Annotated in this window: 3 protein-coding genes; all 3 read left to right on the top strand. The window is 56.7% G+C overall.

Features of this window, described 5'->3' with window-relative positions; all coding sequences use genetic code 11:
* The coding region (locus ACP7BV_RS25185; RefSeq protein ID WP_426107632.1) for a hypothetical protein at positions 1 to 529 on the top strand (529 nt) is incomplete at its 5' end.
* Positions 526 to 1,065 (top strand): hypothetical protein, encoded by a 540-nt coding sequence (locus tag ACP7BV_RS25180; RefSeq protein ID WP_426107631.1) that lies wholly within the window; start codon positions 526 to 528, stop codon positions 1,063 to 1,065. The genes ACP7BV_RS25185 and ACP7BV_RS25180, both read left to right, overlap by 4 nt.
* Complete coding sequence (locus ACP7BV_RS25175; RefSeq protein ID WP_426107630.1) at positions 1,062 to 13,550, top strand: M10 family metallopeptidase C-terminal domain-containing protein; 12,489 nt, start codon at positions 1,062 to 1,064, stop codon at positions 13,548 to 13,550. Before ACP7BV_RS25180 ends, ACP7BV_RS25175 begins: the two co-directional genes overlap by 4 nt.
* The last annotated feature ends 32 nt before the right edge of the window (positions 13,551 to 13,582 follow it).

Below are 13,582 nucleotides of genomic sequence, written 5' to 3'. Positions count from 1 at the left end.
CCAGGAAGCCCGGCGTAAAACCACACAAGAAGATGACTCAGAAAAACTGTTGAAATGTCTTAACTTGGGTGGATTGGATTGGCGACCCTTGACGATGTTGCGCGCCGATGAGGGAACACTGGCGAATACGGCAAAGAAGCACAATGTTTCTGGTATGAAAATAGCGCTGGTCCAATCTCAATACCCAGGACTACTGGAAGAGAAAATGCCGATAATCGATAAAGAATATGCGGCGCGTTCAGAAAGAGAAGATCGGGCGCACGGTTGTAATGGCGAGAGGGGCGCCTATTACGTTGCCAGCGCTAGCAGACCTTACGAACTGTATATGAATTGTCAAGCGCCAAGTTCCAGCAAATGTACCGCGCATGTTTTTTTAAAGCGAAGCCATTTTCAATATGCGATGATTTTTCCGCCAAATCAACTTGAACATGCCGATCAATTAATAAGCCGAGTAAACAATATGATTGAAGGTTGGTTGCCGGCTAATCACTCAGTACCGCGCTTTCCCGCAAAAGGCCAAAAGAAATGAAGCCATACCAAAAAATATTATTTAGCCTTATTTTTGTCGTAATCACCATGGTTTCATCAAGTTGCTCGGCTGCGGAAATTGCCGCGACGGATTTACGCCCGCGAACTGCGGCACAAAGAGTTTCGATGTCTGCTGCGGTGGTTATTGGTCATATCGAGAAATATGTTTTCCGAAGCATTGACAAAAAAACGCAGGCGGATATGAGGAAGTTCGGAGATAACAGCAAGTTGCGGCTGTTGTACGCAGTGGTCAGAGTCGATGAGGTGCTTTATCAGAACAACACGATGCCCCAAATTCTCGCAGACACGATCATTCCAGTCGATGCTCCACTTGGCGATATGAAGTCTCGATTAATTGGAGTAAAGAAAATTTTTATTTTGGACGCTTTTGAAAAATACTATGTTCGGTTGGACATGCCCGAGCGCTACATGTCGCGCGTCTTGCCGATGGATATAAGTCAACGAGATGAGATCGAATTGGCCATAGAAAAAGTAAATGTTCGAAACAATAAGAAATTGAACGGAAAAAGCGAATGACAACCACAGTGAACCCAGACTTGTTGCTAACCAATCCCAACAAAACACGATACACGGCAGGGCAAACAATTACCTATTCGTTTTTAAGAGTTTTTCCAAATGCTGACTATGTAGATGTGGACTTGGCAACCAGATCTGAATTTGTTCCGAGCTTCTCGGTATTTTCCCTAAATCAGAAAAATGCAGTCCGAAGAATTTTCGATATCGTGGAGCAAATTACAAGACTCCGTTTTATAGAAAGTCCCGTACCAACAAACTCGACTGATATTCGTTTCGGTAATTCGACGATGAATCATGGGGGAGTAAATATTCAATTTCTGGCGTCCACTCGCACAAAGCATATTAACGACATTTTTATGTCGTCACTTCCTGTATGGGAAAATAATGACCTTGCCTTAGGTGAAGTACCATTCCGGTCATTGAGTCACGAGATATTGCACTCACTTGGACTAAATCATGCGGTTGCACCACTCACCCATGAAGATTCTCTAATGTTTGATCTTGCGTATCCCAAAGGATTTGCCATGGGGATCACACCTTTATTGTATGACGTTGCATCATTACAAAAAATCTCCGGCAAAAATATGGCTTGGGCAAGAAATGACAGTATTTATCATTTCGAATTTACGCTCGATAATAATGTCGGTTTTTCGGCGTTGCAACCGTTTCAAATCTTTAAAAACCAAAGAAAAGTTATCTGGGACGCAGGCGGCGTCGATACTTTCGATGCTTCGACCTACACCGCGAGCAGCAATCTCTCCATATCGTTATTGCCCGGCACCCTTAGCTCGATCGGTGGGACGAGAAATATTGGCATTGCTGACGGCGCAACGATCGAAAACGCCAAAGGCGGGGACGGCAACGACACGATCATCGGCAATGATGTCAACAATGTATTAACAGGCAACAAGGGCGACGACGTTCTACAAGGAGGCAAGGGCAACGATACTCTTGACGGGGGGGAAGGTGACGACAGTCTGGAGGGAGGCGTTGGCGATGATCTTTTGATTGGTGGTGGCGGAACCGATACGATTATTGGCGGCGCAGGCAATGACACCCTCGATGGCGGCACCGGCACCTCTAAATTTGTATTTGCGCCAGCTAGTGGTACAGCCGGCAAGGAAACCATCAAGAACGGCAGTGCCGGCAGCACCGTCTGGGTAGGTGCGATACAACTAAAGAGCGCCGGTGCAAGCGGCATCCCTTTATCTACCACAGCGGCCAACACGTGGACGGACGGCGCCATTCAATACAATTTCATCCGCGATGCAAGCAATCCTCTTTCGCCAATCGGCACACTCAAGATCACCGGCGGGGCATTAGGCGCGGGTGAAATCAGCATCGAAAGCTTCAATTTACAATCCGCCCAAAGTACGACGGGTTACCTCGGCATTCAACTGGCAAAGGGTGTTGGCGTAGCGGCGAACATACCTGGGAATTCGTTCCTCTCCAATGGCTACGCTCCTGCTGACGGCACCGTTAGCACCACCGGTCGCGAGCAAAGCGTCACGTTTTATCTTTCCACACCGGCGCTCTTCGATACCGCGCTCTCCATCGCGGCCATAGGCGGCACCTCGCCCTCTCTCAGCCTCAGCTCGGGACTGCTGTCCTTATCGGGCGGCGCGGCAACGATCATCATTCCTGCCGGTGCCGACAGCGTCACAGTCGGCCTGGTCAATGGCGGTGACCTGAGCGCGGCTCAATCGATCAAATTAAGTGCCATCATTTCAGGCACTTCGCTCGCTAGCAACAGCGTCACGGTCAACTATGCTGCCGTCGCGCCCGCCATACCGGGGACGGCGATCGCCGGTGTGAACGGCACGCTCCCCGTGGCAGGGTCCTTCACCGCTGCCATTGCGCCCGTCACCTTTTATAAGCTCGACGGTGGCAACGACAAGATCATTGCCGGTACGGGTACGAACATTATCGCCGCCGCCATTGTGGGATATAAACTGGTCGACGGTAGCTTCAACATTGCCAACAGCGCCGCCGGCGGGACGTTCCCCACTGGCCTTGCCGGCGCGATCCAGAATTATGCTGCCGGTAATAACACCATTGTGGGCGGTGGCGGGCAGAACCTCATCGGCGTCGGTAACGGCAACAACCAGATTTACGCGCGCTCGGTTGTCTCGCTCGACATAGCCTTGAGCCAGCAGGCATCGGCAAGTGCACGCCATGCGGTCGGGGACTGGATCGTCGCAGGTGATGGCAACAATACCGTGATAGGCGGTACTGGTGATGACCTCATCCTTGTTGGACAAGGCAGCAATATCATTGTATGCGGACCCGGGCAGAATACGGTCTACAACGGAGTCATCGGTAGCGGCAACACGTACGAATATTTAAAAAACGTTTTGCCTGGCGACATACAAGGTTCCGACGATCAAAATAATCATCAGGGATTCGCCCGCGGCAATCTCAACCAAGGTGGGCGCATTAACACAGGCAATGCCACCATTTATGGGGGCACCGGCAATAGCGGCTATGAACTTTCGAACGGCAACAACTACCTCGTTGCGGGCGTCGGCAACGACACGATTGTGGCGGGCCGCGGCAACAATACGATCTTTGGCGGCGGTGGCAACGACACCATCTGGGGCGGTGGCGGCAACAACTATATCCATGTTGGCGCCGGCGACAGCTTAGTCGTGGGGCAGGGTGGCAATGTCACCGTCATTGGCGGTAGCGGTAACGACACCATGTGGAGCGGCGACAGCAATGCCAGTTGGGCGACCTCGCAGACCGGCAACTCGTCTTTGAGAGCGGGAACTGGCAATACCAGAATGTCTGGCGCTGGTGGCCACGACACACTCATTGGCGGCTCCGGCCGCGACACCATTTTCGCCGGCGACGGCACCGAATATATTCAAGCGGGCAGCGGCGACACCGGCATCATGGGCGGTGCCGGCATCAACCTGATCGTGTTGGGCAGTGGCAGGGACTCGGTCAGTGCAGGCTCTGGTGCAACGACGATTGTCGGCGGATCGGGCGTTGATCTGATCTTCGGCGGCTCGGGGAACAACGTACTGAGCGCGGGCGACGGCGGCACCGAGACGGATCCGACACAAGTGAGCGCGGGCACCGGTAACACCACAATCAGGGGTGGCGCCGGCATCAATCTGCTATTTGGCGGCGCCGGTACTAATGTGATTTACGCGGGTGACGGCGGCAATATCCTTCGTCCGACGCAAGTGGTGGCAGGGTCGGGCGCCACCACGATCTACGGCGGTCTGGGGATAGCCAATCTTGTCGGCGGAGCCGGCGATGACGTGATTTATGCCGGGGACGGCGGCATTTACGGCCATGCCACATGGCTGACAGGGGGCAGTGGCAACAGCACACTGGTCTCAGGAAATGGCACGGCTGCTTTTGTCGGCGGTACAGGGCAAACGACTTACTTGATCAAAAGCGGAACCAATTCCATCGTCACCAGTAGTGCACGCGATATCTTGCAACTCGATGCGAATATCGCCGATGTGCAGGCCAGTCGGGTCGACTACACCGATGGCAGTGTGGTCAAGATTACCTTGAACAATGGCGCCACGCTCACGATCAATGACGGTGGCGTGAGTCAGGCACAGTTTGCCGATGGCAGCGTCGCCACGTTCGACCAGTTGCTCGCGCCAACTTTCCGCGTAGGTGACGCAACTTATTCCTCCGTAAATAGCGAATTGAACTGGGTAGCGGGTGTGTTCAATGGATTCGCGGCGAGGACGGCAGGCGAAGCGCAAGCCGCAGTGCTCCCGATCACCATGTCGCTGACACTCACCGGCGATGACGACATCAGGGCAATCGGCAACAACGTCGACAACGTGCTCAGGGCCAATGGCGGTAATGACACCCTGGTTGCGGGCACCGCTAACAATACACTCGTAGGAGGCGGAGTTTCCGCCGAATACGATGTCATCGCCGGTACCGGCACAGTAACAAAGATTCAAGGCAGCACCTACAACGACAAGATCGTGTTCGTGGCCGGCACGCGTTTCGGGGACTTGAGTGCAACCACGGCAACAGGCGCAAACGGCGCCTTGGTCGTGACGCTTCAAAAAAATCACGGCGGACAGGTAATTGTGGAGGGCAATGTCTCAGACAACGACAGCATCAACGGCATGCTCGATGAAATCGCCTTTGACGACGGCAGCACTGCGACGCTGGGGCTAATGCTTGCTGCCCTGACGAGCGGTCCGACGGCGGGAACGTCCGCGATCAGTGTCGTGCTGGCGAACGGCATCCAGAACATGACCTTGGTTGGTGCCGCCAATATCGCGGCCACCGGCAATGCGCAAAATAACGTGATAACGGCCAACAATGGCAACGATACCCTCATCGCCGGCACCGGCAATGCCACCCTTGTCGGCGGCGGCGGCACGGCGACCTATGTGGTCGGTCTGGGCAACGTCACAATCAAGAATAGCGGCAGTGCCGACACGCTGGTGTTCGGGGCCGAGATTTTGGAACGGAATCTGACGGCTACAAGCGCCGTGGTCAACGGCAGTACCGTGGTCACGATCGGCAACAGCGAGGCGGGCGCAATCACGATTGACGGCGGTGGTCTCAGTCAACTACGTTTTGCAAATGGAGATGTGGCAACTGTGAGCCAGTTGCTCGCCGCATCTTATACATTGGGAACAACGACTTATTCGAAAGTGAATGCGACGGCGGGCGCCGGCGTGACCACGCTTCACCTGACCGGCAGCGCTAACCTCATCGGCACGGCGAATGGATTGAGCAATGTAATTACCGCCAACTCCGGCAATGACACCCTGATTGCCGGTACCGGTAACGATACGCTGGTCGGCGGCAGTGGCAGCAATACCTACGTGGTAAGAAGTGACGCACAAGTTACCACGATTATGGAAAGCAGTTTCCTGGACAAGTTGAGGTTTGGTTCGGGCGTCACGCTTGCCAATTTGAGCGCGAGTGCGGCCAAGGCGAATGATGGATCGAGCAATGTCACGATCGTTAATAGCATGGGCGGCACCGTGGTCGTCAATAGCGCGGGATACTCGCTCGACCGCCTTGTTTTTGCAGACAATAGCACTGCGTCTCTCGGGGCGTTGCTGGCACAGGCAACCAGCGGCAGCACGGCCGCAACATCCGCGCTGGACGTGGTAATGGGTGAGGGCACCCAGCACATGACGCTGACCGGCACGGGCAACCTGACGGCCAGAGGCAACAGCCTCGATGGTGTGATCAGCGCCAACAGCGGCAATGACACGCTGATTGCAGGCCGCGGCAATGACACCCTCATTGGCGGCAGCGGAGCGACAACCTTTGTGGTCAATTGGTGGGCCGGTGACGTTTCCATCAACCAAAGTGGCAACGGGGATACCCTGGTATATGGCGCGGAGATCCTTGAGCGCGATTTGCTGGCTAGTAGCGCAGTTGTCAACGGCAATACCGTGGTGACGATTTCCAACGGTCCGGCAGCGACTGTGACCATCAATGGTGGTGCGCTGAGGCAGGTACATTTTGCAAACGGGGACGCGGTAACGCTGAGCCAATTGCTGGCGTCAGGATACACCGTTGGCACCACCTCCTATTCCAAGGTCGATGCGATCGCCGGGGCCGATATCACCACGCTCAGTCTGACCGGCAGCGCCAATATTACGGGTACCGCCACCAACCTGAATACGGTGATTCGAGCCAATAGCGGCAACGACACGCTGATTGCCGGAACCGGCAATGACACGCTCATTGGCGGCGTGGGTATCAATACCTACGTCGTCAGCAATGTGTCACGAACCACGACGATTAACGACAGCGGTGCGGCCGACACGCTCAGTTTTGGCCCCGGCGTCAAGCTTGCCGGCCTGATCGCGAATGCGGAAATGACGGGCAATGGTTCGATCAACATCAGAGTAGGATCGTTTTCCAGTTATATCAATGTAGTGATCAATACATTTGGCAACCCGCTCGACAAAATCCTGTTTGCCGACGGCAGCACCGCCTCGCTTGGCGCTTTGTTAGCCCAGGCAACCAGCGGTCCAACGAGTGCAACGTCGGCGGTCGATGTCATATTAGGGCGCGGCATACAAAACATGACGCTGACCGGCACGGCCAACCTGACGGCGACAGGTAACAACCTGAACGATGTGATCACCTCCAACCAGGGTAACGATACTTTGATCGCGGGCACCGGCAACGACACCCTGGTCGGCGGCAATGGCGGAGCGACGACGTATGGCGTGAATCTGGGCAGCGGCGTGGTTACCGTAGCCAGCAGCACCAGTGCCGATACGCTGCAATTTGGCCCGGGCATCAGCGCCGCCAACCTGTCCGCCAAGACTGCGGTCGTCGCGAACGTTACCGTGGTGACGATCGCCGTGAGCGGCGGGAAAAGCGTCGTCGTCAAAGGCGGCGCCTTGAATCAAATCAGATTTGCCGACGGCGCCACCACCACGGTGAGCGAACTGGTCAGGCTGGGCGATATCCAGTCCTCGGCGATCAACGCTACGCTGGCTGGCGGCTTGCACCAACTAATTTTGACCGGAGCGGGCAATATCAGCGGCACCGCGAATGATTTGGATGATGTCATCATTGCCAACAGCGGCAATGACACGCTGTACGCCGGCAGCGGCAACGATACGCTGTATGCCGGCACGGGCAACAGCACGCTGGTAAGCGGGTCAGGCCACGTGACCATGGTCAGCGGCAACCCCACCGGCAGCGGCAGCGGCGCCACGACGTTTGTCGACAATGGACAGTTTGCCGTCGCCTCGCAAGACTACAATCCGCGCACCCAGCAAATCACCATCATTGGCGGGCCGAAGGACATTTTGCAGTTGGCGCCGAACATGGTGATGACGGAGTTTTCCGTTCAGCGAAATGGCGATAACTGGATCCTGCAGTACACCTCGCTGAACTACGGTTTCTACATCAGTTCCCAAGTGAACGTCAACGGACCATTGGGCTTTTTGGGCCTGCCGGACGGCACCGTCATTCCTTTCCTGGACTTTGTCAATGGAACCTATGTCGATGCGGGCATTCAGTACACCAGCGTCAGCACGACCGTCAAGCCTGGCATCACGAACATTGTCTTAACTGGCAGTAACAATATTGCAGTGACGGGGAATGACCTCGACGACGTGATCACGACCAGTTACAACCGGTCTACCTGGATTGCTGAAGCGACGGGCGTCGATACGCTCATCGGTGGTAGCGGAAACGACACTTTGATCGGAAGCAAAAGCACCGTGCTCATTGGCGGCAGCGGCGCCACGATGTTCCAGGGTGCCGGTACGGTTATCCAAAGCAGCATTAACGATGCGATCTACATCCCTGATTATATTTACACGAACTGGGGGCAAACCTATGCCAGCGCCTTCATGGCCAAGATCCGAAGCGGGAGCCAGACGCCCGATGTCGTGCTCAAGGCCGACGGTTCCTCGAATTTGTATGTGACGGGAGATTACTACTCCCGACTCCTAGGTATTCGTCTGGGGGCCGCAAACAAGATAAACCAGGTGCGTTTCAGCGATGGTTCCTCGCTGTCGATCGACGCCATTTTATTGAACGCACCTTCTTTCGCAATCAGTTCGGCCACAAGTATCGTGATGCCCGGAAATGCCATTTCACTGACACTGACCGGCAGTGCCAATGTCACGGCAACGGCCAATATGTGGAACGATGTCATCACCGCCAACAGCGGCAACGACACGCTCATCGCTGGCACCGGCAACGCCACTTTTTACGGCAATGGCGGCACGGTGACCTACCTGTTCAATACCGGCAGTGGTCAAATCACGATCGGCAACAGCGCCATAGCAGACACGCTGCTGTTCGGAGCCGGCATCACCGCCAGCAATCTGGTGACATATTCAAACGTCGTCAATGGCGCGGCGAGCGTGACCCTGGCAGTCAGCAGTGGTGGCAGCGTCAGCGTCAATGGCGGGGCATTGAGCCAGGTAAAATTCGCCAATGGCAGCACCACCACGCTTGGCGCACTGGTCAGCGCGGCGACCGCGAGCTCGGCGGTCAGCACGGTCATGGGCGCGGGCGTCACCAAGCTCACCCTGACCGGAACTGCCAGCATTTCAGCTACCGGCAATGGCTTGAACGACACCATCATTGCCAATAGCGGAAACGATACGCTGATCGCCGGCACCGGTAACTCCAGGCTGATCGCAGGTACCGGCAATGACTTGCTGGTGGCCGGCAGCGGTAACGACACGCTGACTGGCGGCGGCGGCGTGGCAACCTATCAGTTTAACGTCGGAAACGGGGCGACCACGATCACGAATAGCCTCAGCGTGGACACGCTGCAATTCGGAGTTGGCATCACGGCCGCCAACCTGACAGTCACGCCGACCATCGTCGATTACCAGACCGTGTTGACGGTGAAGGTAAGCAGTGGTGGCAGCATTGTTGTGAACGGCGCATTGAATCAGGTCAGATTCGCGGACGGCAGCACGACCACGCTCAACGCGTTGAAACCGACCTCGATGACCTCGTCAAAGAGCGTCGTCATGGGCATCGGCATCACCAAGCTGACGCTGACCGGCACGGCGAACATCACCGGCACGGCCAATGAATTGAACGACATTATCTATGCCAATAGCGGCAACGATACGCTCATTGCCGGCAGTGGCAAAGACACGCTCGTTGGCAGCAGCGGTTCGACGACCTACCTAATCAATTATGGTAACGGCATCACCACCATCGAGAATAGCAACAGTACCGATACGCTCCAGTTTGCCAATGGCTTCAATTATCACGCCGATTCTGTCACTGCCCGAACGACGCTGGTCAACGGCGTGAAAGTGGTCAACCTGAACATCGGTGATCGGAACAGCATTGTGATAAATGGCGGTGCCTTGAGTAGTCTTCGCTTTAGCGATGGGACGACGGCAACCGTGGCGTCGCTCGCTCCTGCAACGACAATGCTGTCGGACGTAGACGCAGTTTTACCAGCAGGCATGACGGTACTGAAACTGCTCGGCAGCAACAGCATTACGGGCCAGGCCAATGATGTCGACAGCATGATCATCGCCAATTTTGGCAACGATACCTTGGTCGCAGGTCGCGGTAACGACACCTTGGTCGGCGGCGGAGGGGGCACGACCACGACTTATGCAGTGGGCACCAACTCCGGCGTCACCACCATCGACGCAAGCAGACGTTATGATACGCTGCAGTTCGGCGCCGGTATCAGTCTGAATAACTTGGCCGCCATAGCGGCGATCGGCTCCGATGGCAGCCCCACCGTGACGATTACTGACAGCCTGGGAAAACCTGTATTGGTCAACGGCTATGACAATAGCAACGGTTACGGATTGGACTACCTGAGCTTTGCTGACAATAGCACGGCATCGCTGGGTACCTTGTTGGCGCAAGCGAGCACGGGCATCACTGCAGCCACATCTGCCGTCAACGTGATCCTGGCGCCAGGAATCCAGCACATGCAGCTGACCGGCACGGGCAACCTGACGGCGACCGGCAACGATCTCAGTGACGTCATCATCGCCAACAGCGGCAACGATTCCCTCATTTCCGGCACCGGCAACGACACGCTGATCGCCGGCACCGGCAATGACACCTTGGTTGGCGGCAGCGGCGTGACGACCTACCAATTCAATGTCGGCAATGGGATTACCACCATCAAGAAAAGCGCCAGTGCCGATACGCTCAAGTTTGGCGTCGGCATCACGGCCGGTAATCTGTCAGCCTCATCTGCGATGGTCAGCGGCGTGACGACAGTCACCATCAGCGTGAGCAGCGGCGGCAGCGTCGTGGTCAACGGCGGCGCCTTGTCCAGGATTGTCTTTGCCGATGGCAGCGCCACCACGCTCGCCGCGCTGGCTGCAAGTTCGACCAGCATGACCTCCTCGGTCAATGCTGTCATGGGCCCTGGAATCACCAAATTGACGCTGACGGGCACTGGCAATATTTCCGGCACCGGTAACAACCTGGCGCATACGATCATCGCCAACAGCGGCAACGACACCCTGATCGCCGGCACCGGCCTGGCAACCTTGATCGGCGGCGCGGGCAATGACGTCTTCGTCATCAACAATATTGGCGACGTCGTCACCGCCCAGAGCGGCGCGCTGTCCAACACGATACAGACCTCGGTAAGCTACACGGCATCGGCCAACGTGAACAAGCTGACCGGCACCGGTACCGCAGCCATTACCTTGACGGGCAATAACCTGGCCAACGTCATCACCGCCAACAGCGGCAACGACACCTTGATTGCGGGCACGGGGCTGGCAACCTTGATCGGTGGCGCGGGTAACAATACCTTCATCATCAACAAGGTCGGCGACGTGATCACCAAAGCGGTCAACAGCGGCAACAACACGGAGCTGACCTCGGTCAGCGCCACGCTGGCGGCCAATGTGCAAAACCTGACCGGCACCGGAACGGGCGCTCTGACCTTGACCGGCAACAACCTCACCAACGTGATCACCGCCAACGGCAGCGCCAACCGGCTGGTTGCGGGCAATGGCACGGCGACGCTGGTCTCCGGCGCCGGCAATGACACGCTCGTTGGCGGCACCGGCACCAATACCTTTGTCGTCAACAATGCGGCCGACGTCGTCACCGCCCAGAGCGCCGCGCTGTCGAACACGATCCAGACATCGGTGAGCTACACGGCAGCGGCGAACGTGAAAAAGCTGACCGGCACCGGTTCCGCGCCAATCACCCTCACGGGCAATAGCCTGGCCAACACCATCACGGCAAATAGCGGCGACGACACGCTGATCGCAGGGCTTGGGCTGGCCACGCTGATCGGCGGCAGCGGCAACAATACCTTCGTCATCAACAACGCCAGCGACGTGATCACCAAAGCTGTCAACAGCGGCAACAACACCGAGCTGACTTCGGTGAGCGCCACGCTGGCGGCCAACGTGCAAAATCTGACCGGCACCGGAACGGCGAGCCTGACTCTCACCGGCAATAATCTCACCAACGTCATCACCGCCAACAGCAGCGCCAACCGGCTGGTGGCAGGCAATGGAACGGCAACGCTGGTCTCCGGCGTCGGCAACGATACGCTGGTCGGCGGCACGGGGACCAACACCTTCGTCGTCAACAATACGGGCGACGTGGTGACGGCCCAGAGCGCTGCGGTGTCGAACAAGATCCAGACATCGGTGAGCTACACGGCAGCGGCGAACGTCAAAACGCTGATTGGCACCGGTACGGCGGCGATCACCTTGACCGGCAACAGTCTGGTCCACACCATCACGGCCAACAGCGGCGACGACACGCTCATTGCCGGCACTGGTTTGGCAACACTGATCGGTGGTAGCGGCAACAATACCTTCGTCATCAACCACGGCAGCGATGTGATCATTAAAGCTGCCAACAACGGCAACAACACGGAACTGACGTCGGTCAGCGCCACGCTGCCGGCGAACGTGCAAAACCTGACCGGCACCGGGACGGCAAGCCTGACCCTGACCGGTAATAATCTGACCAACGTGATCACTGCCAACAGCAGTGCCAACCGGCTGGTGGCTGGGACGGGTACGACGACGCTGGTGTCGGGCGCCGGCTTCGATACGCTCGCTGGCGGTACCGGCAACAATACCTTTGTCGTCAACAGCGCCTCGGATGTCGTCATTGCGCAGGCCACTGCCGTGCTCAATACGATCCAGTCATCGGTCAGTTATACCGCGTCGGCCAACGTGACCAATCTCATTCTGACTGGCACCGGCGCGCTGACCGCCACCGGCAACAGCGGCAACGACCTGTTGGTTGCCAACAGTGGCGCGTCCACACTGGTAGGCGGCACCGGCACCAACGTGCTGCAAGGCGGCGCCGGCGCCAGCACCTTGAAGAATCCGACGGGCAAGGCGGCCTTTCTTGGCGGCGCGGGCAGTGAAGTCATCATGGCCGGCACGGGTGCGGCGTTTATCGATGGCGGCGCGGGCAACGACAACATCACGCTCGGTGCGGGCGCGGCGGTCGTCGCTTTCAATACCGGCGGTGGCGCTGATACGGTCACTGCAGGAACTGGCGTGACCAACGTACTGAGCCTGGGCAAAGGAATTGCCTACGCCAATCTGACGTTCAAGAAAAGCGGTACTTCCCTTGTTTTGAACACCGGCGGTACGGATTCCGTTACCTTTAACAATTGGTACAGCGGGGCAGCCAATCAAAACTTCGTGACCTTGCAAGTGATCGAAGCGAGTGCGGCCACGTTCAACGCGAGCTCAAGCAATCCTTTGTACAACCAAGGCGTTGAGGCATTCGATTTCAAAAAACTGGTTGCCGCTTTCAACACGGCACTCGCTGCCAATCCGACCATGACCAGTTGGAACCTGATGAACAGCTTGCTGACCAATCACCTGAGCGGCAGTAACACAGCCGCGTTGGGTGGTGATCTGGCCTATTACGATGGCTTGAATGGCAACTTGGCGGGGCTAAACCTGGCAACCGCCACCGGAACGCTGCAGGACGCGACGTATGGCAAGACGGCGCAGGCAGTAGACGCCTGGAGCGGGGTTAGCACGGGCGGTAACCGCTTGCGTTGATCGATTCGAACACATACTGCGCCTGGCTAAGT

The sequence above is a fragment of the Massilia sp. TSP1-1-2 genome, from assembly GCF_049896185.1.
GTDB lineage: Bacteria > Pseudomonadota > Gammaproteobacteria > Burkholderiales > Burkholderiaceae_D > Telluria_A.
This window is presented reverse-complemented; position numbering and strand designations above follow the sequence as displayed.

Excerpts from the sequence above, each read along its gene's own strand:
- ACP7BV_RS25180 (WP_426107631.1), top strand. The coding sequence starts at position 526 with ATGAAGCCATACCAAAAAATATTATTTAGCCTTATTTTTGTCGTAATC.
- ACP7BV_RS25175 (WP_426107630.1), top strand. The coding sequence starts at position 1,062 with ATGACAACCACAGTGAACCCAGACTTGTTGCTAACCAATCCCAACAAA.